The organism is Parabacteroides sp. FAFU027, assembly GCF_022808675.1.
Lineage (GTDB): Bacteria > Bacteroidota > Bacteroidia > Bacteroidales > UBA7332 > CAXXIC01.
Map to the genome: position 1 here is coordinate 82,807 of NZ_JAKZKV010000010.1, position 21,632 is coordinate 104,438.

The 21,632-nt window shown below is 44.1% G+C and carries 20 protein-coding genes and 1 riboswitch; of the genes, 6 read left to right on the forward strand and 14 right to left on the reverse strand.

The window, feature by feature from the left end; translation table 11 throughout:
- Positions 1 to 397: 397 nt before the first annotated feature.
- From murA to tsaB, 3 genes are all read right to left on the reverse strand, one after another.
- Complete coding sequence (gene murA / locus MLE17_RS14565) at positions 398 to 1,702, reverse strand: UDP-N-acetylglucosamine 1-carboxyvinyltransferase (RefSeq protein ID WP_243349446.1); 1,305 nt, start codon at positions 1,700 to 1,702, stop codon at positions 398 to 400.
- 93 nt (positions 1,703 to 1,795) lie between these two features.
- Positions 1,796 to 2,392 carry a DUF4290 domain-containing protein gene (locus MLE17_RS14570; protein WP_243349447.1) on the reverse strand — a complete coding sequence of 199 codons (597 nt, stop codon included), beginning with the start codon at positions 2,390 to 2,392 and terminating at the stop codon, positions 1,796 to 1,798.
- Positions 2,393 to 2,440: 48 nt separating this feature from the next.
- A complete protein-coding gene (gene tsaB, locus MLE17_RS14575; RefSeq protein ID WP_243349448.1) occupies positions 2,441 to 3,133 on the reverse strand; it encodes a tRNA (adenosine(37)-N6)-threonylcarbamoyltransferase complex dimerization subunit type 1 TsaB in 693 nt (230 codons plus the stop codon).
- Between the two features lie 183 nt (positions 3,134 to 3,316).
- Between tsaB and MLE17_RS14580 the strand changes: the two genes are divergently transcribed.
- From MLE17_RS14580 to lipB, 4 genes are all read left to right on the forward strand, one after another.
- Entirely contained in the window at positions 3,317 to 4,189 is an 873-nt protein-coding gene (locus MLE17_RS14580) for a YicC/YloC family endoribonuclease (protein WP_243349449.1), read from the forward strand.
- Positions 4,190 to 4,245: 56 nt separating this feature from the next.
- The gene (gene gmk, locus MLE17_RS14585) at positions 4,246 to 4,812 is read left to right on the forward strand and encodes a guanylate kinase (protein ID WP_243349450.1); all 567 of its coding nucleotides are present in this window, start codon (positions 4,246 to 4,248) and stop codon (positions 4,810 to 4,812) included.
- Between the two features lie 90 nt (positions 4,813 to 4,902).
- On the forward strand, positions 4,903 to 5,607 hold the full coding sequence (gene mtgA / locus MLE17_RS14590; protein WP_243349451.1) for a monofunctional biosynthetic peptidoglycan transglycosylase: 705 nt from the start codon (positions 4,903 to 4,905) through the stop codon (positions 5,605 to 5,607).
- A gap of 14 nt (positions 5,608 to 5,621) precedes the next feature.
- A complete protein-coding gene (gene lipB, locus MLE17_RS14595; protein WP_243349452.1) occupies positions 5,622 to 6,317 on the forward strand; it encodes a lipoyl(octanoyl) transferase LipB in 696 nt (231 codons plus the stop codon).
- Here lipB and MLE17_RS14600 read toward each other — a convergent pair.
- Genes MLE17_RS14600 through cobT form a run of 3 tightly spaced genes read right to left on the reverse strand, consistent with a single transcriptional unit; the run spans position 6,312 to position 9,383 of the window.
- Positions 6,312 to 7,067, reverse strand: a complete 756-nt coding sequence (locus MLE17_RS14600) for an adenosylcobinamide-GDP ribazoletransferase (protein WP_243349453.1) — start codon at positions 7,065 to 7,067, stop codon at positions 6,312 to 6,314. The genes lipB and MLE17_RS14600 overlap by 6 nt on opposite strands.
- 5 nt (positions 7,068 to 7,072) lie before the next feature.
- Positions 7,073 to 8,281 carry a hypothetical protein gene (locus MLE17_RS14605; protein ID WP_243349454.1) on the reverse strand — a complete coding sequence of 403 codons (1,209 nt, stop codon included), beginning with the start codon at positions 8,279 to 8,281 and terminating at the stop codon, positions 7,073 to 7,075.
- A 58-nt stretch (positions 8,282 to 8,339) separates the two neighbouring features.
- Positions 8,340 to 9,383 carry a nicotinate-nucleotide--dimethylbenzimidazole phosphoribosyltransferase gene (gene cobT, locus MLE17_RS14610; protein ID WP_243349455.1) on the reverse strand — a complete coding sequence of 348 codons (1,044 nt, stop codon included), beginning with the start codon at positions 9,381 to 9,383 and terminating at the stop codon, positions 8,340 to 8,342.
- Between the two features lie 7 nt (positions 9,384 to 9,390).
- On the opposite strand from cobT, the gene MLE17_RS14615 reads away from it, so the two are divergent.
- The gene (locus tag MLE17_RS14615; RefSeq protein WP_243349456.1) at positions 9,391 to 9,750 is read left to right on the forward strand and encodes a hypothetical protein; all 360 of its coding nucleotides are present in this window, start codon (positions 9,391 to 9,393) and stop codon (positions 9,748 to 9,750) included.
- Between the two features lie 7 nt (positions 9,751 to 9,757).
- On the opposite strand, the gene MLE17_RS14620 is transcribed toward MLE17_RS14615, so the two are convergent.
- The 8 genes from MLE17_RS14620 to MLE17_RS14655 form a co-directional block, all read right to left on the reverse strand.
- A complete protein-coding gene (locus MLE17_RS14620; RefSeq protein ID WP_243349457.1) occupies positions 9,758 to 10,267 on the reverse strand; it encodes a bifunctional adenosylcobinamide kinase/adenosylcobinamide-phosphate guanylyltransferase in 510 nt (169 codons plus the stop codon).
- 60 nt (positions 10,268 to 10,327) lie between these two features.
- The gene (locus MLE17_RS14625) at positions 10,328 to 11,467 is read right to left on the reverse strand and encodes an ABC transporter substrate-binding protein (protein ID WP_243349458.1); all 1,140 of its coding nucleotides are present in this window, start codon (positions 11,465 to 11,467) and stop codon (positions 10,328 to 10,330) included.
- 69 nt (positions 11,468 to 11,536) lie between these two features.
- Positions 11,537 to 12,277: a DUF6882 domain-containing protein gene (locus MLE17_RS14630; protein WP_243349459.1), complete on the reverse strand. Its 741-nt coding sequence runs from the start codon at positions 12,275 to 12,277 to the stop codon at positions 11,537 to 11,539.
- 87 nt (positions 12,278 to 12,364) lie between these two features.
- A complete protein-coding gene (gene cbiB, locus MLE17_RS14635) occupies positions 12,365 to 13,303 on the reverse strand; it encodes an adenosylcobinamide-phosphate synthase CbiB (RefSeq protein WP_243349460.1) in 939 nt (312 codons plus the stop codon).
- Positions 13,282 to 14,307 carry an aminotransferase class I/II-fold pyridoxal phosphate-dependent enzyme gene (locus MLE17_RS14640; protein ID WP_243349461.1) on the reverse strand — a complete coding sequence of 342 codons (1,026 nt, stop codon included), beginning with the start codon at positions 14,305 to 14,307 and terminating at the stop codon, positions 13,282 to 13,284. The genes cbiB and MLE17_RS14640 overlap by 22 nt, the downstream gene beginning before the upstream one ends.
- A 264-nt stretch (positions 14,308 to 14,571) precedes the next feature.
- Positions 14,572 to 16,050, reverse strand: coding sequence for a cobyric acid synthase (locus MLE17_RS14645; RefSeq protein WP_243349462.1), 1,479 nt, complete (start codon positions 16,048 to 16,050; stop codon positions 14,572 to 14,574).
- 101 nt (positions 16,051 to 16,151) lie between these two features.
- A complete protein-coding gene (locus MLE17_RS14650) occupies positions 16,152 to 17,258 on the reverse strand; it encodes a YncE family protein (protein WP_243349463.1) in 1,107 nt (368 codons plus the stop codon).
- 27 nt (positions 17,259 to 17,285) lie between these two features.
- The gene (locus MLE17_RS14655; protein ID WP_243349464.1) at positions 17,286 to 19,325 is read right to left on the reverse strand and encodes a TonB-dependent receptor plug domain-containing protein; all 2,040 of its coding nucleotides are present in this window, start codon (positions 19,323 to 19,325) and stop codon (positions 17,286 to 17,288) included.
- A gap of 126 nt (positions 19,326 to 19,451) precedes the next feature.
- A riboswitch (cobalamin riboswitch) is annotated at positions 19,452 to 19,648 on the reverse strand.
- Positions 19,649 to 20,269: 621 nt separating this feature from the next.
- On the opposite strand from MLE17_RS14655, the gene MLE17_RS14660 reads away from it, so the two are divergent.
- Entirely contained in the window at positions 20,270 to 21,592 is a 1,323-nt protein-coding gene (locus MLE17_RS14660) for a SpoIID/LytB domain-containing protein (RefSeq protein WP_243349465.1), read from the forward strand.
- Positions 21,593 to 21,632: the final 40 nt, after the last annotated feature.

Consider the following 21,632-nt stretch of genomic DNA (forward strand, 5'->3'; position numbering starts at 1 on the left):
CAGTCGGGCTTTTTTCACTCCCATTGCTTAACCTTCGGATGTCATTGTTTGCCTGACGGAAGTCATTGTTTGAGTGACGGATGCCAATGTTTCACTGACGGAAGTCATTGTTTGACCGTCGGATGCTATTGTTTAGGTGTCGTATGCCATTGTGTCATGTGCGAAGCCCACTGTGTAATTGATTTTTGCCATTGTGTCAGTGACGGAGGTCAATGTGCAACCGTTGCATGGGACTGTATCGATGACTTTAGTCACTGTGCGACTGTCGGAATGCATTGTACAGGTTACGCAGTCCATTGTTTAAGTTTCGCATGTGAATGTGATTATATAAAAGAAAAACCGCCTATCAGACAAGCAAGTCCGATAGGCGGTTTCTTTTTTATGTGGCACTTGAGTATTACAATCGGGTAATCTTAGCACCCAATGCATTTAATCGTTTGTCAATATCCTGGTAACCACGGTCAATCTGGTCAATGTTATGGATGGTGCTGATGCCTTCAGCAGACATGGCAGCAATCAACAGTGCAATTCCTGCACGGATATCCGGTGAGGACATGGTGGCTGCACGAAGAGGATTCGTTTTAGCATTTCCGATTACGGTAGCACGGTGCGGATCGCAAAGGATAATCTGAGCGCCCATGTCGATTAATTTATCTACGAAGAAGAGACGGCTTTCGAACATCTTCTGGTGAATCAGCACGCTGCCTTTAGCCTGGGTAGCTACGACCAGAAATACGCTCAACAAGTCCGGTGTTAATCCCGGCCAGGGTGCATCGGCAACCGTCAGGATAGAACCGTCGATAAAGGTATCAATCGTATAACAGTCCTGCTGAGGAATATGGATATCGTCACCTTGCAGTTCCATTTGAATACCCAGACGGCGGAAGCTGTCCGGAATCATGCCCAAATCAGGGTAGGAGACGTTTTTGATAGTCAGTTCAGAGCCGGTCATGGCAGCCATACCGATGAAGCTACCGATCTCAATCATATCAGGAAGAATCGTATGTTCACATCCCCACAACGATTCTACACCTTCGATGGTCAGCAGATTTGAGCCGATACCTTCGATATTGGCACCCATAGCATTCAGCATTTTGCAAAGCTGTTGCAGGTAAGGCTCACAGGCTGCATTGTAGATAGTGGTTTTACCTTCGGCCAATACAGCTGCCATCACGATGTTGGCAGTACCGGTTACAGAAGCCTCATCGAGCAACATGTAAGTTCCTTTCAGCTTATCGGCTTTGATTTCGTATATCTGGCGGGTAGAATCGTAGTTAAAATCAGCTCCCAGTTTCTGGATACCAATGAAGTGGGTGTCCAGACGGCGACGGCCAATCTTGTCACCACCCGGTTTGGGGATAAGTGCTGAGCCGAAGCGGGCAACCAATGGTCCGATAATCATGACCGAACCGCGCAATGAGGCACTTTTTTTTAGGAATTCATCTGATTTCAGGTAGTTGAGGTCAACGTTGTCTGCTTTGAAACTGTAGGTGTTTTCTCCCATTTTGGAGACTTTGACCCCCATTTCGCGTAACAGCTGAATCAGATTGTTGATATCGAGAATGTTCGGAATGTTATGGACGATCACCTCTTCCGGTGTCAGAAGGGTTGCACAAATAATCTGTAATGCTTCGTTTTTAGCTCCCTGAGGAGTAATGGAGCCGTGCAGACGGTGTCCGCCTTCAATAATAAATGATCCCATGTTTATCGTTGAGTGACTATTATGTTATTAGCTTGTATTTTGCTTAAGGTGGGGAATTTAATTTCAGATTCTCAAATCCTCACATTTTCAAATCTATTTTCCCTGACGTTTGATGTTGACTTTGTTACGGCGTACGAAAGCTTCTTTCGATTCCATCAATTTCATGAGTTCAGGAGTAACCTGTATTTTTCCACCGGTATAATCGCAGAAATCCTCCAGAATTTTCTGGTCTTCCACATTGTCTTTATTCCAGGCAATGAAAGATTTCTTCATGTGGTTGACGATTAGTTTGATCAGCTCCTCGCGCTCGCGTGAACCTTCCGGATAATCATCAATCTTTTTGATCATGGTTTCAATAACCAATCCGTAATGGCGGTATCTGATGCGGCTGGTTTTGTATGGAGCGTTATCAGGGTGTGTATAAAGGTTTTCCTTTTTTACGATTTCGTACGGATAGTCAATGTCCAGTTTGAAATCGGCCATAATGGCAAGGTGGTCCCAGAGTTTGTATTTGAAGTCCTCAACATTGCGCAGGTGTGGAAACATATTTCCCATCAGGTTAATGATGGTATTGGCACAACGGGTGCGTTCTGCTCTGTCTTCGATAGTCAGGGCATGATCCACCATGTTTTGGATATTACGTCCGTATTCGGGCAATACCAGTTTTTTGAGTTGAGTGAAGTATTCCATTTTATTAGGGAATGAGGGGGTGAAGGATTGAGGGATATGTTTCCCTTTTTAAAACACTTTATTCTTTGGAGTTGTAGCCACAAATTCTTTCAGGTAAAATGGCTCGAAATAGGCGACATCTACAAAGTTTTCTTTCCGAAAATCAATCTCGGCCAGTGCCATCATGTTGCTAGCTAATGGATCGATGCCGCTGACAAAGATGGCATTCGGATGCGTAATGGTCGAACGGCATTTATCAGCGCCATTTCCGAAGAAAATTACTTTTCCCTTTTCAAGATATTCAAGGTATGAATTTTCATCAATGATATCTGCTGAAGTTGGTTTAACTTCGGCCAAAGAACGGTCATAGATGGTTGCAAATACTTCCATCCGGCGGGCGTCAATCATCGGGCAAAGCAAGGCTTCTTCATCGGTTGACGGGTCAAACAACAATGCACAAGCCATCACCTTCAGCGTAGGAATGGCAATCAGCGGGATGTTCAGCCCGTAGCAAAGACCTTTAGCGGTGGAAACACCGATGCGCAATCCGGTATAGGAACCCGGTCCGCAACTGACTGCCACTGCATCGAGCTTCAGCTCGTGAGCTTTGGCAAAATCAAGGGCTTCCTGTACAAATACGCCCAACTTTTCGGTATGTGAAGGACCTTCGTTGTCCTGTTGGTTGAAAATAACGGCGCCGTCTTTGGATAATGCTACCGAGCAGACTGGCGTAGAAGTTTCAATATTCAATATAACTGCCATGGGGCTTTCTTACAACGTGATAAGTTACTTTAGTTTTGTTCCCAAAAGGGATGACGGGAAGTTATTGTCCGGCATTCTTTAGTCGAACGGATTGCAAAGATATATTTTTTTGCCGTTAGTATCGGTTTAGTGAACTATAAAAACTACTTTTGCACCTACTTTTAAACAAATTATGATAGCACAATGATTCTATCCATGACTGGTTTCGGCAAAGCGGTTGCCGAGTTTCCCACAAAACGTGTTACCGTTGAGGTTAAGTCTTTAAACAGTAAACAATTGGATTTGTCAACCCGTATTCCCGGTCTCTATCGGGAGAAAGAGATGGAAATCCGCAACGAGCTTTCGCAGTTGATCGAGCGGGGAAAGGTAGATTTCTCCATTTACATTGAAAATCTGGGCAAAGAGAGTTCGACTCAAATCAATGCGTCGGTTGTGGATAGCTATATCAAACAGATATCGAATATTGCTGAAAACAGCGGTGTTGCCCTGCCTGCTGATTGGTTTTCAGTGGTACTTCGCCTGCCTGAAGCGCTTAAGACCGAGATTCAGGAGCTGGATGAAGAGGAATGGAAAGGCGTGCATGATGCAATTGTCAGAGCCGCGAAGCAGTTGATTGATTTCCGCAAGCAAGAAGGAGCTGGACTCCAAACCTTGTTGGGACAAAAGATCGAAGCTATCTCTTCTTTGCTCAAAGAGGTGGATAACTACGAAGGGGAGCGCATCGAACGCGTTAAAACCCGTCTTGCAGAAGGTCTTGCCAAGTTGGAGAATGTAGATTATGACCGCAACCGTTTTGAGCAGGAGCTGATTTTCTACATCGAAAAGCTGGATGTCAACGAAGAGAAGCACCGTCTTGCTCATCACCTGAAATATTTCCTCGAGACTATGGATCACACTCACGGTCAGGGTAAGAAACTGGGCTTTATCAGCCAGGAGATTGGCCGCGAGATTAATACCTTGGGTTCCAAATCCAATCATGCTGAGATGCAGAAGATTGTTGTTCGTATGAAGGATGAATTGGAACAAATCAAGGAACAAGTATTGAATGTGCTTTAATGATCTTCATTTCTTAGTGAAACTTTGTGCCCTTAGTGTCTTAGTGGTAATATAATATGAATTCAAAAATCGTCATCTTTTCCGCACCATCCGGTTCCGGGAAATCAACCATAATCAACTATCTACTCACGCAGAACCTGAATCTTGCGTTCTCCATTTCGGCAACCAGCCGTGAGCCGCGGGGTACGGAGCAGCACGGCGTAGAATACTATTTCCTTTCTCCCGAAGAGTTTCGTACAAAGATTGCTGCCGGTGAATTTCTCGAATATGAAGAGGTATATACCGACCGCTATTACGGTACGTTAAAGTCAGAAGTGGATCGCATCCTGAATGACGGACATCATGTCGTTTTCGATGTGGATGTATTGGGTGGAGTCAATATCAAGAAGTATTACGGTGAGCGTGCTTTATCTGTATTCATTCAACCTCCAAGCATTGAGGAGCTGCGTAATCGGTTGGTATTTCGTAACACTGATGCCGCAGAGGTGATTGATTCACGTATTGACCGCGCTGAGTTTGAGCTGGGTTTTGCTTCTCAGTTTGATGTGGTGATTGTCAATGACGATCTGGAAAAGGCAAAAGCCGAAACGTTGACGGTTTTGAAAAACTTTTTTGAAAAATAAGATAGCCTTTTCTTTCAAAGGCTATTTATGTATAACCTTATAAATAAACACGTTTTCCCTTGAAAATAGGGCGTGGTTCCTTTAACTGCTATGTTTATTTTTCGTTGGATCAGAAATCTGATTATCCTTTTCTTCGCTTCATCAATCCTGATGGTTTTGGTCTATCGGGTGGTGCCGGTATATTTTACACCGTTGATGTTTATCCGTGTATTTCAGCAGATGGCCGATGGTGAGGCTCCGAAACTGCATCACAAATGGGTGCCGCTCGAAGATATTTCTCCGAAACTGCCCCGTGCAGTGATTGCATCCGAAGATAATCTTTTTATGAAACACCACGGTTTTGACTTCAACCAGATTGAGAAAGCCGTTGCTGAGAATAAACGTCGCAAGAAAGCTCGTGGAGCCAGTACCATTTCCCAACAGACAGCTAAAAACGTCTTCCTTTGGCCGACCAGCTCCTTTATCCGCAAAGGCTTTGAGGTATATTTTACCGTATTGATTGAATTTGTGTGGGGGAAAGAGCGCATCATGGAGGTTTATCTCAACTCTATCGAGATGGGGGATGGAATCTATGGTGCAGAGAGCGTGGCCCAACTTCATTTTGATAAGTCAGCTAAGGATTTAACCTCATCAGAAGCTGCTACTATTGCCGCCACTTTACCTAATCCTATTCGATTCAATTCAGCACATCCTTCTGCTTATATCCGGAAGCGTCGGGAACAGATTGTTCGCCAGATGCCGCACATGGGTAAGATTGATTTTCTGGATAAACACAAAAGGAAGAAAAACGATTAATCCGATATTTAACCGTGTCATCAGATATTCAGCATAGTGAAGCATTCGACTTCCGGGATTGGAGAACGACCGATTACCGGGAAGCGTGGGACAGGCAGAAAGAGATCTTCGATGCTGCCGTCTCAGCTAAACTTGCGGCTGGAAAAGCACAGAACACTCTGATATTTTGCGAACATCCTCCGGTGATTACTATCGGTAAAAGCGGGGACAAAGCCAATCTGCTCTTTACCGGTGAACGGTTGGCGCAACGGGGTGTCGCTTTCTACGAGATTGATCGGGGAGGCGATGTGACCTTCCACGGTCCCGGCCAGATAGTCGGTTATCCCATCTTCGACCTCGAACAGTTCCATCTCGGGCTGAAACAATACATCATGTTACTTGAAGAGTCTATTATCCGTCTGCTTGCTCTGTACGGATTAAAAGGCGAGCGGTTGGAGTCGGCTACCGGAGTCTGGCTTGACACCGACAATCCCCAACGCACGCGCAAGATTTGTGCCATTGGAGTACGCAGTAGCCGTTATGTGACCATGCATGGTTTTGCGTTGAATGTCAATACCGACCTTTCCTATTTCTCTCTCATTCATCCTTGTGGCTTTATCGATAAAGGGGTGACCTCCCTGCAAAACGAACTGGGGCTCCCCCTCGATATGGAGATGGTAAAAACGCAGCTTCTCGCAATTATGCAGGAGTTGTTTGTGATTCCTTTATAAGCTATTCAGCAATCCTACCGCCCCCAGATAAAACATCACCTCGCAAAGCAGCGTTGTTGCTCCGCAGATGTCTCCCGTATAACCCTGTATCTTCTTTTTGATGTAGAGATAGATAAATGCCATCATCGCCAGTGACAATATTCCGGCACACCAAAGCTTCACCGGTAGAAACAATACCATCGGTAATAATCCGAATACCAATACTCCAATTATCCCGATAAATGTCAGTTTATCGTAAATGGTTTTTGCCTTGCTTTCGCTCTCTTTGCGGGCGTAGGGGAGGTAGTTGATCATCAGTGCCGTGAGCATCTTGGATAATGGATCGGCGGAGAAGATTAATAGCATGGCAGTCTTTGCCGGGACGGAGGCCAGCAGATTGACCAGCAACAGGTAATAGACCACAATCCCGATCAGGGCGTAGCTGCCCACGTGCGAATCTTTCATGATGCGCAGGATGTCGTCTTTGGTCCGCCCGCCACCGAAACCATCGAAGAAATCTCCCAGTCCGTCTTCGTGGAAAGCTCCCGTCAGTAACAGTCGAACAACGAATGCCAGTATCACGGCTACCACCGGTGGGACCAGAAAAGAGGATCCCCACAATGTCAGTCCCGTGATTCCTCCTGTAATCCATCCGGTCAATGGCCAGTATCCGATGATTTTGCGGAAGGCTTCTCCGGGGATTTCCACGAGTTTCCATAAGGGAATGCGGGTAAAGAAGGTGATGGCGGCGAGGAGAGAGAAGGGATACATGCGATTTATAATTTTTGTCTTCCAATGCATAATCCAGAAGTACTTTGAAGTATGTCAGTTTTCATTTTAAAATGAATATACTGAGTGTCTTTTAAGTTTGAAGATAATGTAATGTTTAAAGAATCCTTCATATCAGACTTTCTCCATTCATTTTTTGATTTTTTGCAGTCCAAGATCAAACTCTGAGTAAATGGTACGGTTTTAATTTCCAAGATTCTATTAAAATCTTGACTGATGATTATATCTACAATATCTTTTGATATTCCCAAAAAGAATATATGAGAATCATAGGAGTATGTGTTACCTAATATTTCTTTTTCGAGATTATACGCTTTAAAGTTGACAAAGCTTTCCGATAATTCAATTTTATTAAACCCCCCATTGACAAGAGGTACTTTATTTAAATGCATATAGTCATTCGTATTTTCAATCGCTTTTATTCTATCAGCTAACGCAATGGTTAAATGAGATCTTTCTGTAATATATCGAATTATTGAATGATAGAAATATAGTCTTTTCAATAACCTCGTTTTTTTAGGAGAAATATCAAAACTTCTGATAGGAGGATCAACTAACCATGCTTGTAAGTTATGATTTCTGTCAGCAACAGTTATAATACCAATATTGGTATTATTTGAGATAGGACGTCTATTGATGAATTTGGGATCTAGTTTTTTTCCAATAATACTATTCTTGTGATTTGAAACTGAACTACTTTTTTTTGAGTTGTCAGGAATTATACTTCCCTTTGTTTCAATATTAATGAAGCGTTCTTCTAATGAAGAGATTCTATTAAAGTCAAAATCTTTGTGTTTACTAATTGGTATTTTGGTCCAATCTGCTTGCGTGAAGCCATACAGTGTACTTGCTACAGATAAGCCACCTGCAATTCCTATCATTTCAGATACATCGTTTGCTTCAATGATTTCACCAGGAAATTTGTTTATTAAAGCACCTCTTTCATCAAGTTCCAAATATAGATCATAATGTCCCCAATTCTGGGCCATTTCTTTCAAATCAATAAAAGAGCTTTCTTTCCCATTTAAAGAGTGCTTATGTCTAAAGAAAGCATATGTTTTAAAGTCTTCAAGTGGAATGCTAATTGTTTTCCCAGCTATTTTTTCAATGACATCAAAGTCTTTTGGGAAATTGTTTTGTATTAGACCTTTTTGTTCTTGGTCATAATAATCGATTCTTATTTTAACTGATGCCATTTTTGTGTAATGATAAGTTATTGATTTAAATGCATATATATTGAAGGAAGGCCTCCCCTTAAAAATACTTAGTCACACTAGCCTTTTGCCACGAGCTCATCTCGTTAATCATGCGCACAGCCGATTCTATCAACGGATAGGCGCAGAGCGCACCCGAACCTTCACCCAGTCGGAGGCCGAAGTTAATCAACGGTTTGGCACCGAGGAAGTCCAGAAGCATTTTGTGGCCCGCTTCGTCGCCCTGGTGGGTGAAGATAGCGTATTCCAGCACCTCCGGACAGATGCGCGATGCCGCCAGGATGCAGTTGGTCATGATAAATCCGTCGATGAGGATCACCATTTTTAGTTCAGCCGCTTTGAGCATGCCGCCCACCGCCATCACCATCTCGTAACCGCCGAAATAGCGGATGTAGTCGAGGTCTGAACCATCACCTTTGTAGTTATCGAGCGCTGCTTTGAGGATGCGGTATTTGCGTTTCACCCCTTCGCTGTCGAAGCCGCTTCCCGCGCCCACGCATTTCTCCAGTTCGATACCTGTCAGGCAAGCCATCCACATGGAAGATGATGATGTGTTGCCGATACCCATCTCCCCGAAGCTGACGAGGTTCGTCCCTTCGCGGTGACACATCTCTATGACGCTGGCACCCCGTTCCAGGCAGAGATTAAACTCCTCTTCGGTCATGGCCGCTTCGTGCAAATAGTTGCGCGTACCTTTTCGTACCTTGAGGTCAATCAGTTCAGACATGGGTTCAAAATCGTAATTAATCCCCGAGTCCACCACTTTCATTCCGATGCCGTGCTGACGGGCAAAGAAGTTGATTCCCGCGCCCCCTTCGATGAAGTTGAAGACCATTTGCGGTGTGATTTCGGGCGGGGAGAAGCTGATTCCTTCGGCGGCGATGCCGTGGTCACCCCCGTAGATGATATTTTGCGGGTTGGTAATGGTGGGAGTGAGGGTTTGCTGGATGGTTCCGATCTGTACGGCCATCTCTTCCAGACGACCCAGCGAACCTTTCGGTTTGGTTAGGTTGTCAATTTTGTCCTGCAACTGAGTCGCAATCTCTTTGCAGGGTTTTTCGATTTTGAATGAATGCTTGTTCATACGCGTTATGTTTTTATTGCTTTCTGGCAATGCGTTGTTTCGGTGTTGTTTTATTCTGAAGATATTTCCTTCAGTCGTCATCCTTGCTCTTGCAGTCGTCATTCTTGCTCTTGCAGTCGTCGTCCTTGCTCTTGCAGTCGTCGTCCTTGCTCTTGCAGTCGTCATCCTTGCTCTTGCAGTCGTCATCCTTGCTCTTGCAGTTGTCATCCTTGCTCTTGCAGTCGTCATCCTTGCTCTTGCAGTCGTCGTCCTTGCTCTTGCAGTCGTCATCCTTGCTCTTGCAGTCGTCATTCTTGCTCTTGCAGTCGTCGTCCTTACTCATGCAGTCGTCGTCCGAGGTGTTGCAGTCTTTAATCAGGTGTGGTGAAAGCTCTCTATTTTACCATTAATGGAATCCCAGATACCAGCATCACCACTTCATCACAATGTTTGGCTATAAACTGGTTGGTCCAACCGATTAAATCTGTAAAGCGACGTTGCAAATCATTAGGAGAAGTGCCTCCCAGCCCGATTTCGTTGGTTACAAAGATAAAGACAGCTTCCTGATTGATAAAGGCTTCGAAGTTTTTTTTGACGGAAGATAAAGATTGTTCCACGTCGCCATTTGTCTCTGTGAAGAAGTTGGTACACCAGAGCGTTACGCAGTCTATCACGACCACGCGGCCGGTTACATTGATGTTTTGCAGCTCTTTCTCTTCTTCGATGTTGGTCCATTCGGGGCCGCGGTCGCGCTTATGACGCTCGATGCGTTCGCGGTGTTCGTCGTCCCAGATGGCCGAGGTCGCGAGATAGACGGGATTTTCCGATAAAGACAGGGCCAGGTTTTGCGCGTAACTGCTTTTACCGGAACGCTGTCCGCCTGTGACGAGGATGATTTTTTTCATTGGTTGTTATTCGGTTAAACCTCCAAGGTTTTTAAAACCTTGGAGGTTTTGGGATAATCGTTATTTTATTTTGAAATAATATTTCGGTTGGTAATCCGGCAACAGTTCCGGGTGGAATATCTTCACCAGATCTGCCAGTATCACGTCCGGTTCCATCGGTCCCTCTTCGTAGAAAGGTGTTTTGGCACTGTTGCAGGCAAAGACATTTTTATTTCTGAATGCATCAAACTGTTTGTACAGTTCGTAATCCTTTTGCAGGAGCGGGTAGGTGAGTTCACCCTTCGCATCGTTGTATTTGATGAGCCAGTATTGCGCTTTTTCCGCTTTGGCATAGACTGTTTCGAAGGAGAGGGGTGTCGAACCCGCGTTACGAGAATCCGCCCAGAGGTAATCAGCCCCTGCATCCGCAAGGAAGCGTCCCATGTAGCTGTTTCCTCCCGGTACATACCACACCTGACCGTATTTCTTTTCGGTGAATACCGTCGGTTTGTCTTTTTCCTGTCGGGCCAACGCCGCAAGTTTGTTGTATTTGGCCTCTATTTTGGAGAAAATCTCTTCCGCACGCTTCTCTTCACCGGTGAAAAGGGCTTCAAACTTAATCCATTCCGCGCGACCGAGCGGCGATTCCTCCATATATGACGCATCAATCACCACCGGCACGCCCGTCTTCTCAAACCGTCCGTAGCTGCTGTTTTCAAACGGTGAAACAATCAGCGCTTCGGGCGATGCCGCGATCAATTGTTCCAGGTCAATGGCCGTAGCCAGTCCGAGGTTAATGATACTTCCTTTAGCAAGACCGTCTTTGATCTCTTGCAGGTCGATAAATTCCGGTTCGCACACTGCCACGATGTTATCCACCTTGCCCAGTTGCTTAAGAATGCCCGCATGCACGGCGGTACATACAGCTATGGTCTGGATCGGGGTCTTTACCACCACGCCTTCGGGCAGATGGGCGGGTTTCTCTGCATCCCTGTCCACCAGAATGTAGGTTTGGAGGATTTTCGTGGTATCCCACGGGTTGCGCACCTTCACCTCGGTATAGTTATCGAAATATTGCACCGTGAAACCGCGGGCATAGCGCAGGTGAGTGCGCGTTTTTTCGCTTTTATCAGCCGTTTTATTTGTTTTCGCCGGGTTGCAGGAGGTAAATGTTGCAATCAATAGGGCGAGAAGGAGGGGGAATATGTGTTTTGTTTTCATATTTAGGAAAATGAAAATTGTTTTACCATCTGTAGGGAAGCAATGCTTTAAGTCAATTGAGGCGAGTGTTTATCTATTTGCTTCTTTAATCTCAAAATAGCACTTCTCACAAACGATTTTTATCCCTGCAAATTTCATGGCTTTAGCATTCCAGCCATCGTTCTTTAGTCTAACTTTCTCACAAGCATCACACCAAGCTTGAAAATCATCATCTTCGTATTCAAATTCCATGTTTTCGAGAGTTTCAAATGATTCATGGAATCCAGTTTTCTTTCTTTTATTCAAATGCTTGCAAACGAATGCTCTCCTTTTTCGTTCATGATTTTCACAATCAACATACTTGTCTTTTTCTTCCTTAGCTTGAAGATTGTCAACAAGTTCAGAAATAACCATAAAAATCTGTAGGTTATTACTGACAGGTCTATATGCTCCTATACCATTAAGCAATTTGCATGCAATTGCCGTAAACTCCCAGCCTTCATTCTCTTCGCTGTCAATGAGCCCAGTTGTAAGTTTTTCAAAACCATGTTGTTTGCCAAATTCGAGTACAAGTTCCATTTTCTTCTTTACTTTAGGTAATGTGTTATCATTATCCCATGACCATTTCCATGTATTTGATTTTGTAGAGAATGTTCCGACAGCGATATATCTGAAGTTTATTTCGGTTGTTTCAGTTGAAAATGTCAAGAGGCCACTCGCTTGGTCATAAAACCAATTTGAGTATGAATTCAAATCAAATCTTTTTTTGAACTCATCTTGCTTCTTTGTCAATTCATCAAAGCAATCGGATAGAAACTCTGTATATTTCATGACTTTTCTTTTTTACACTTACACTTTATTCGTATATGTCACTTTTAATTGATTCTGGAAGAAGTGATGCATCACGTTTCTACATCGTTATCCGTGTGCCAACAACATCACCGCCATCACCATCCCCACGAATGCAACCTGCGTCCACACATTTACCTTAATCGCTTTGGCAAAATCATCGTAGGTCAGTTCCCGTGCCGTGGTGCCGATGTAGGGTTTCTCCACGATTTTGCCGAAATAGACATTCGGCCCGCCGAAACGACAATCGAGAATGGCTGCCAGCGCCGCTTCCGGGTAGCCTGAATTGGGACTGCTGTGGCATCGCCCGTATTTCTGCACAAAGGTAAATCCTTTCCATTTTCCCGAAACCATCAACATGATCCAGCCGGTCAATCTTGCGGGAATCCAATTGGCGGCATCGTCCAGTTTAGCGGCGAATCTCCCGAAAAGCTGGTATCGCTCGTTCTTGTAACCAATCATCGAATCGAGCGTGTTCACCATCTTGTAGGCGAGCATGCCCGGTGCTCCCAGTAGCGCAAACCAAAACAGCGGTGCAATCACGCCATCGCTGAGGTTTTCGGCCAATGTTTCGAGGGCGGCGGTCCGGATTTGGTGGGCGTTGAGGTTTGAGGTGTTGCGCCCCACTATCCGTGCCACCTGTGTGCGTCCCTGCTCCAGACTTTGTGCCAATGCGCGGTTGACGTTGCGTACCTCTTTGATTAAGGTGTGTGCTGCGAGGCAGAAGAAGACGATGATGGCGTTTGCAATCAGATAAACAGTATGGTTGAGGTTCCCTATTCCCTGTAACAATGCATAACTTCCGGCAAATACGCTTCCCACGCAAAGCAGTGTCAGGATTGCGCCTTTGAGAAATCGTTTTTTGCCGTTGTTGAGAAACTTTTCTCCCCACGAGATCACTTTCCCGAAAGCAATGACCGGATGTGGCCAGTGCTCGGGGTCGCCTATCAGGGCATCGAGTACAATTCCCGCCAGCAAGGGCAGAATCAGTTCGGTTGAGAGTACCACGCTTTGATGTATTGGATCAATGTTTCGTTTTCTTCGGGCGTCTGGGTGCAGAGACGGATGTATTCACCCTCCAGACCGCGGAAGTTGGTGGCGTCACGCACCAGTATGCCTTTACCCAGGAGGTATTTCTTCAGGTCGGCGGCTTTCCCATGCCGTAGTCCGACTAAAAAGAACGGAGTAATAGAAGCATGCACTTCAAGTTGCCCGATTTCACAAAGCTGGTTCTGTAGGTTTCTTGAATCAACGAGCCATTGGGCTGTTGGCATATTTTTTTCGTCATGTTCTAATATGAACTTTCCAGCTTCGATAGCCAGGGTATTGACGCTCCAGGGCATTCTCAGAGAAGTGAATTTATCAATGAGCCGTTTAGAACCGATCATATAACCTAATCGTAGCCCCGGTATTTTATAGCTTTTAGTCAATGAGTGGACAAGGATCAGATTATCGTGTTGATGGACCGCTGTAGGAGCAAGAGTACGTTGCAATGTGAAATTGGCATAAGCCTGATCAATGACAAAGGTGGTTTTGGGATATTTATTTACCCAGTCTAAGATGTTATTTTTCGAATAGAAGTACCCGTCAGGATTATTAGGCAAACATAGCCACATCAAGTCGGGTTGGAATCGCCTCAATGCGTCCTGAATGTCTTGCCTGGAGGTGAAATAAAGCCTGTGCGAGTGGATGCGGCAAGCATCTTCATACTCCGAAAATGAAGGTGTGGCTATCAGTGAATTATGCGAACGGAAAGCCTGTGCTATCAGATAAAAAGCTTCGGTCGATCCGTTGGTCACCAATAACCGGTTTGCCGCAACGTTGAGTTTTTTGCTTAACGCTTTCACCAGCGAGTCTGCATTAGGCTCAGGATAGCTGACGGTGGTAGGTAATGCCTTTGACAGATGCTCGTACAGCTCTGTCATATCTGCTCCAAACCATACGTTGGAACTGAAATTGGAGATTATCTCCTCATTTGATGTGTAATTGTCGTCTCCGTGTCCGTAGATCATAGTGTCGATTGTGTTGTTGATTGACTCCTTATATATCAAGGTTCAAAATTAAGTGTTCAAGGCAAATATCTGTGTTTTATATCGCTAAAGAGTGAGCGAAAATTCGCATTGTCATCCCGTGCTTGACACGGGATCTCAAATTGCAGATAAGTATAACCTGAAATGTTGTCAGATTGAGAGATCCCGCATCAAGTGCGGGATGACATCACTAACATTTGATCCAACCTGACAGCGTGCTTGTACCTGTCAGCGTTAAAAATAGAACTATTTCATCATCTCATACACCAGCTCCATATTCACATGCTTGCGCACATGGTCGGCCAGCTTGTCGTATTGCTTTTCCTTGAAAGCTTTATAGTCAAATTCCGTCTCCTGCTCTTTTTCCGAGAGCCACGGCGCTATCAATGCATCGGTAAACTCGCGGTTATCGAGAATACCGTGCAGATAAGTCCCTTGGCAATTGCCTTTTCGGCAACCTTCCGGTTCTCCGTTTTCGAAACGGTTAATGGTTTCGGCATCCGGTTCGGTAAGCGTTGAGCGACCGTTATGGATTTCATAACCCTCGCACAACTCTTTGCTTTCTCCGAAATAGAATTTGGATTGACGGGTAATCTTATCGCCGTCCATCGTGGTTGCAATAGGCAGTAGCCCCAATCCCGGGATGCGTCGCATGTTGCTTTCTACGCCGAGCGGGTCTTCGATGGATTCGCCCATCATCTGGTAACCTCCACAAATTCCGAGAATGGTTTTGCCATTCTTCGCTTCGGTCACGATGGCTTTGGCCAGACCTTCATTACGCAGTACTGCGAGGTCGTGGATGGTGCTTTTCGAGCCCGGCAGAATGATGATATCTGCTTTCGAAAGCTCTTTGGGATTGTTTGTATAAAAGAGATGCACACGCGGGTCGCGTTCCAGTGCGTTGAAGTCGGTAAAGTTGGAGAGGTGTTGCAACAAAACCACGGCGACGTTCACCTTTCCGTGCATCGCTTCCCGCTGTTTGGTTTGCAGCATCACCGAATCTTCCTCTTCGATGTAGATGTCTTTGTAGTAAGGGACAACTCCCACCACAGGTATGCCGCAAAGTTCCTCAATCATCGTGATTCCCGATTCAAAGAGGCGGATATCCCCGCGGAATTTATTGATCAGAATGCCTTTGACATGCATGCGTTCTTCCTCTGTTAATAGCATGATGGTGCCATACACCGATGCAAACACCCCGCCGCGGTCAATATCTGCGACCAGAATCACAGATGCTCCGGCATGCATCGCCATTGGCATGTTTACCAGGTCGAGGTTGCGCAGGTTAATCTCCGAGATACTGCCCGCACCTTCCATCACGATGGGATGAAACCTCGTTGTCAGACGGTCGAAGGCTGCGTTGACCTCTACCCGTAGTCTGGCTTTGTTGTCGGCTTTGAAATAGTCCACCGCCTGTTGGTTGCCGATGGCTTTGCCGTGCAGCACTACCTGCGCCACACTGTCGGCTACGGGCTTTAATAGTAACGGATTCATGTCGGTGTGACAAGGCACGCCAGCCGCTTCAGCCTGTACTGCCTGGGCACGACCGATTTCGAGACCTTCGGGCGTGGCAAAGGAGTTCAACGCCATGTTTTGTGCTTTGAAGGGGGCGGGCGTGTATCCGTCTTGTTTGAAGATGCGGCAGAATGCTGCGGCTATCACGCTTTTACCAACGTCGCTGCCGGTTCCGGCTAACATGAGGGGGCGGAGTTTCATCTGTGTCATGACTTTAAACAACTTAACCGGCTGCCCGAATCCGGTGCTATTTCAGCATCGGTTCGGGTTTGCCGGTTGGTTTATGGCAGAAAAAGGACTTATCTTATTTATTACTTGATAAACAGGGTCTTCATCGGATTTACTCCGGTTGAGAATGTGTATTTCAGTTTACCGTTTGCGTCAAAGCAATACATTTTACCTGGATTGATATAATCTGTTTCCCCAATGAAAATTTCTTTCGTTGTCGGATTGATATCCAAACTATATGGAACACCTGTTATGTCTGCAGTATTGATAAAACTGCTGTTACTGAACGATTCACTTTTTACGTTGTAAATCATGTACTTCTTATTTACAATGCTCCAATTGCTGTCGTATTCGTAGGAATACATGTATAGATTATCTCCATCCAGTTTGATATTGAATGGGGTTACTCCGGAAATAGTAGTTACTTTGTCTGTGATTGTTGCTACTCTTTGTAATGTAATTGGCACATCATAGTAATTTCCCATTGATACGACATAGAGATCGCCATAGCTGTCAGCCTGAATCATCGTTGGATTATATGCTACAGTGATTTTTTTAGTTTCTGTAAATGTTACCGGATCAATTACTGATATAGTACTATCAGGCATCGAGTTCACCACATAAAGCTTATTGTTAGCTGCAATAATTTGTTCGGGACTTGATCCAACTTCAATCATTTTCTCTACACTCAGAGATGTTGTGTCAATGCGTGCAACATGTCCGTCATAAAGTGACAGATAAATTTTACCGTTATATGCAGCAAGACTTCTTACTTTCCTTGGCGCATTAGCGTCATTGACAAAAGAAATAGATTTGATTGACTTTCCGGTTGTTGCATTTAGAACTTCAACAAGGCTCGATGTTGAAACACCTACATAAATTTTGGATCCATACTGAATCATATCCTGTCCGGTATCACCCAATCCCCGGTCGTTTATTCCACTAAAGAAATCATTATAAGAGGTTTTAGTAGTCAGATTGCAAAATGTAAGTGAAGCATTGTTTCCATTCATCTTTCCACTATTAAGTACCATGACTCCATTCGAAATAGAAGAAATTGACTTAATAGTAGAAGTGCTTTCAACATTGGATAATGTATATGCCGCATCGTCTGTCTTTTCACATGAAGTGAAAACCATGCTGCTCAAAGCGATTAACGATAAAAACAATGAGAGTTTTTGTTTTTTCATAACTTGTTTTTGATTTGTGTTTGAAGTTTAAAAAGAATACGAGAGCAATAATCTGTAATTTCGTCTTGGCATTGGGTAGTATTGCACTACTTCAAATTGCTTGTTTAACAGATTATTTACTTCACATTTTATATTCAGTTTGTTGAATTTCTTTTGGGCAAAAAGGGAATGATCCTGATATCCTTTCAGTGAGTTAAACGGATAGTTGTCAGTTTGGCGACTACTTACAACACAGAGATTATAACCTGCTTCATATCCCGGTCCGGACAACGCTAGCGAGCAACCTCCGGTATGTTTGGGCGAGTATATCAGCTGTTTGCCATACGTTGAGCTCCGTGGAGTCACATCTTTTATATCCTGAAAGGTATAATTCCCCTTAAAGATGATGTATACTTGCTTCTGACTAACCTTTTTCCTGAAATCTAGCGTTACGTCACAGCCAAGGATATCAACTTTTCCTTTATTGATCATTGTCCAGTGAAACAGATCTTTGGGGATGGCAATGATTTTGTCAGTGATATTATTGTAATAAAAGTCTGATGTGATGGACAACTCAGATTCCCTTAACAATGTGTTTGAAGAGAAGGTAACTCCAGCATCGTACTGTCGGGTTTGTTCCGGCCGTAAAGATGTATTTCCAAAGTCCTGATAATAGAGGTCATTAAATGTAGGGACTCTAAACTCCTCCTTGTAATATGATCTGATTCTGAACTCTTTGCTTTTAAATGGTTTGTATGAAAGCCCGATAGTAGGACTTAATTTGTTTTGATTTTTAGCCGCTACGCCGGTTTTAACCTGCTCACGGGTTAAAGTATAAAGAAGATTCCCGTTAATACTCCAGAATTCCGTAACGTATTTAGTCGAAAAGTTAGCCTGTCCGTTATGTCTGGTTGGGTAATTAAACTTAGCAAAAGGATTGCTGGCATATTTGAAGAGGTTATTATACCACCAGTCAACAGCAAGAGCTGAAGCTAAATTATCATTATAGATGTATTTTACAGTTGAGGTCAGATATATCTCGTTCTGAGTATATTTTTCATGCCGTTCTCCTGCATGTACCCCCGGATCTTTATACGTTGAATCTTTATCCAGGAAGGAATTAAAGTTACGATTGTATTTGGCCGATGCCTGGTATTGTATTTTATTCGATTCCCTGTTTTCGTAATGAAGTTGTGAGATGAAATTATTTTCGGAAAGTCTTTTGGCACTATATGAATTATAAAATACAACAGGGCCGGGCAATCCTCTTTCTGAATTGTAATAATTGAGCTTTAGTAAAATGTTTTCGTTGGAGTGTAGAGCAAAACGTGTATTGAGTTCTGTTCTGATACTTTTGACATCACTGTTTTTACGGGAAAGAATTTCGCCAACATTGGAACTGGAACCGTAATATTGGATAAACTTGTATTTCCCATCCGCTAAAATTCCATCAGCCGATACATTCATCGCCCATTTCTTACCAAATGTCCGATTCATGAACAATGACGGATTAAATAACCCGAACGACCCCGTTTTTACAGTTGCATTTCCTTTCAGTTGATTCTTACCATCATACTCCGGCAATTTCGTATTGAGGCAAAGCACTCCGGCTGAAGCAAACATGCGTGCAGTCTGGAAAATATCGTTGGGCTGACCGTTATTCAAAGAAATATCAGAGATGTTATCCAGTGAAAAGCGGCTCAGGTCAATCTGTCCTGATTGAATATCGCTCAGCATAATTCCGTCGTAGCTTACCCCTGTATGTTGCGCCCCGAGTCCCCGCAATGAAACCGTTTTCAATCCGCCGATGCCGCCGTAATCTTTCACGGTCACTCCGGCAAAATGCTTGGCCACGTCTGAAACGGAAGCAGCATTGAGTCGGTTGATATCTTCCTTAGCAAATACCTGCACAGGCATGGCAGCTCTGACAACCTGCGAATTGTGCCCATTTACAAGTACCTCCTGCAACTTAACCTGAGTCTTCACGGAATCCTTTTCTGTCGCACAAAAGGCAGAAAAAGGGATGACGCTAAACAACGCAAGTGTCAGGTTGCGGCATGAAATGTAATATGGGCGTTTCTGATTCAAAATAGCTGTGTTTTGGTAACAAGTAATGACTAGTCACAATGACAGCTTTCGGAATAAATGATTGCAACAAGGGCAAAAGAGGTAAATCAGTTTGCAGATGTTTCTCAGCTTTATCCTCGAAAGCTTTTGAACTAACGTTGCCGTGGCAGGTCTTCTGACTTACTTCCGTTTGGGGCGGCCTTCCCGTCGCATGACAGTGGCGAAAGTTTTGCCCAAACGTTTGGTGAAGCTTACAGCAGCGGGACTGTTCAGGATTCTCACCTGATTCCCTTTTCATCCTCGACCGCGAATGCGGCTTCGGAACCAAAGCGGTTGCAAAGGTAAGGATTATTTTCGGAAATCAAATTTGATGGTTTTAATTTGGAAATGAATCGGATTGTGAAGTATTATTTGGCTTCTAAATCATTAGCAGCAAATGATTTTAGTGAAATGACTGGGTTGAAACAGGTTTTTATCCTTTAGAAAGTGATTTTTGACCGTCGAAAATCATCCTATAAAATTATAGACCGGATTTCGGCGATTGAAATTTGTCCTATAAAATTATAGCGTTAAAATTGACCGTTGAATTTAACGCTATAATTTTATAGGCTTAAATAATTCCGTTGGAAATGCTCCTGTAATTTTATAGGCGACTTTCTGACGGTATATTTTGAGTCTGGAAAATTATAGAGGCCCTTCAAACGACAGAAAATGGCTCTATAATTTTATAAGATGGTTTTTAACCGCAAAGTTTATCTCTCAGAATTTACAGACTGCCATTCGATGGTTGAAAATTACATTCCAATTATTTAGAGCCGCATTATTCCTTCAACTTCCTGTTTTTAATCTTAAAATCACCCCTTGTTTAGCTATCTTTGCATCCTAAATTAGGTATAAGCAATAGATGGATTATGGAAATGTGAATTTACTATCCGTTTTGCCCATTGCCGATATAACATTAATCCATGCAAGAACCCATACTTTCCGTCGGAATTGTATCCGACCTTGAGATTCCGTTTTCTTTTCAGGGAAAATACCTGCTGAATGGAGCTGAAGAGCTTCATCCCGGTGATTATACTGCCTATTTGATTGATGCCAAAATCATTTTCAATGGTAAATTTTACGATGAAGTGGCTTTTCAGCCCGCTTCCGATGATGCTTCTTTTACGCTAAAAGAGGTGGTGATTGGTATCGGTTTCCATTGGGAACGGAAGGAAGTGCAATCGTTTCTTGGCTCACTAAAACTGATTCAGGAAAATCATAAAATTACGGCGGTCAACCTGATTCCGGTAGAAGAATACCTGAAAAGCGTGATTTCGTCGGAAATGAGTGCGACCAGTTCACCTGAATTGTTGAAGGCTCATGCCGTCATTTCGCGTAGTTGGCTGCTGTCGCAATTGGCTAAGAAGAATGATCTGGCGGCAAAATCAGTCACGTATGTTTCGGATACGCAGACAGAAACCGAATGGATCAAGTGGTGGGACCGCGAGGATCATCTGCTGTACGATGTCTGTGCCGACGACCATTGCCAACGCTATCAGGGCATTACCCGTGCTTCGACTGAAAAGGTAGTGGAGGCCGTGGAGGCAACACGTGGAGAACTTTTGATGTATGATGAAAATATTTGCGATGCACGTTTCTCGAAATGTTGCGGCGGAGTACTTGAGAAATTTGATAATTGCTGGGAACCGGCTTCACATCCCTATCTGCAAAAGGTGTTTGACCGTGCCGAAAATTCCATCTCTGAAACACCCGACCTGACTATCGAAGCTGAGGCGGAGAAATGGATTCGAACTTCTCCCGAAGCTTTCTGTAACACTGAAGATGCAAATGTACTGAGCCAGGTGCTAAATAACTATGACCAGGAGACTGCTGATTTTTACCGTTGGAAAGTGACCTATAGCCAAGCAGAAATATCCGATTTGATTCGTCGTCGCACGGGTATTGATTTCGGAGAAATTATAGATTTGCAACCGATGGAGCGGGGCGTTTCAGGCCGATTAATAAAACTACGCATTGTCGGTATGAAAAAGACATTAGTAATCGGCAAAGAATTACTCATTCGCAAATCACTTTCTGAGTCTCACTTATACAGTTCCGCATTTGTTGTGGATAAAGTGATGGGCGAAAACAATATTCCAGCCACTTTTACCCTCACCGGAGCAGGGTGGGGGCATGGCGTAGGCCTTTGCCAGATTGGAGCTGCCGTGATGGGGGATAAGGGTTATTCGTACCGTGATATTTTATTGCACTATTACCGAGATGTGACTTTGGAAAAAAAATATTGAATACAAAGCACACAGATGACACAGATTTAAATCGGTTTTC

Coding starts and splice junctions, on each gene's coding strand:
- murA (WP_243349446.1), bottom strand. CDS start 1,702: ATGGGATCATTTATTATTGAAGGCGGACACCGTCTGCACGGCTCCATT.
- MLE17_RS14570 (WP_243349447.1), bottom strand. CDS start 2,392: ATGGAATACTTCACTCAACTCAAAAAACTGGTATTGCCCGAATACGGA.
- tsaB (WP_243349448.1), bottom strand. CDS start 3,133: ATGGCAGTTATATTGAATATTGAAACTTCTACGCCAGTCTGCTCGGTA.
- MLE17_RS14580 (WP_243349449.1), top strand. CDS start 3,317: ATGATTCTATCCATGACTGGTTTCGGCAAAGCGGTTGCCGAGTTTCCC.
- gmk (WP_243349450.1), top strand. CDS start 4,246: ATGAATTCAAAAATCGTCATCTTTTCCGCACCATCCGGTTCCGGGAAA.
- mtgA (WP_243349451.1), top strand. CDS start 4,903: ATGTTTATTTTTCGTTGGATCAGAAATCTGATTATCCTTTTCTTCGCT.
- MLE17_RS14600 (WP_243349453.1), bottom strand. CDS start 7,067: ATGTATCCCTTCTCTCTCCTCGCCGCCATCACCTTCTTTACCCGCATT.
- MLE17_RS14605 (WP_243349454.1), bottom strand. CDS start 8,281: ATGGCATCAGTTAAAATAAGAATCGATTATTATGACCAAGAACAAAAA.
- cobT (WP_243349455.1), bottom strand. CDS start 9,383: ATGAACAAGCATTCATTCAAAATCGAAAAACCCTGCAAAGAGATTGCG.
- MLE17_RS14615 (WP_243349456.1), top strand. CDS start 9,391: ATGTTTTTATTGCTTTCTGGCAATGCGTTGTTTCGGTGTTGTTTTATT.
- MLE17_RS14620 (WP_243349457.1), bottom strand. CDS start 10,267: ATGAAAAAAATCATCCTCGTCACAGGCGGACAGCGTTCCGGTAAAAGC.
- MLE17_RS14625 (WP_243349458.1), bottom strand. CDS start 11,467: ATGAAAACAAAACACATATTCCCCCTCCTTCTCGCCCTATTGATTGCA.
- MLE17_RS14630 (WP_243349459.1), bottom strand. CDS start 12,277: ATGAAATATACAGAGTTTCTATCCGATTGCTTTGATGAATTGACAAAG.
- MLE17_RS14640 (WP_243349461.1), bottom strand. CDS start 14,307: ATGATCTACGGACACGGAGACGACAATTACACATCAAATGAGGAGATA.
- MLE17_RS14645 (WP_243349462.1), bottom strand. CDS start 16,050: ATGACACAGATGAAACTCCGCCCCCTCATGTTAGCCGGAACCGGCAGC.
- MLE17_RS14650 (WP_243349463.1), bottom strand. CDS start 17,258: ATGAAAAAACAAAAACTCTCATTGTTTTTATCGTTAATCGCTTTGAGC.
- MLE17_RS14660 (WP_243349465.1), top strand. CDS start 20,270: ATGCAAGAACCCATACTTTCCGTCGGAATTGTATCCGACCTTGAGATT.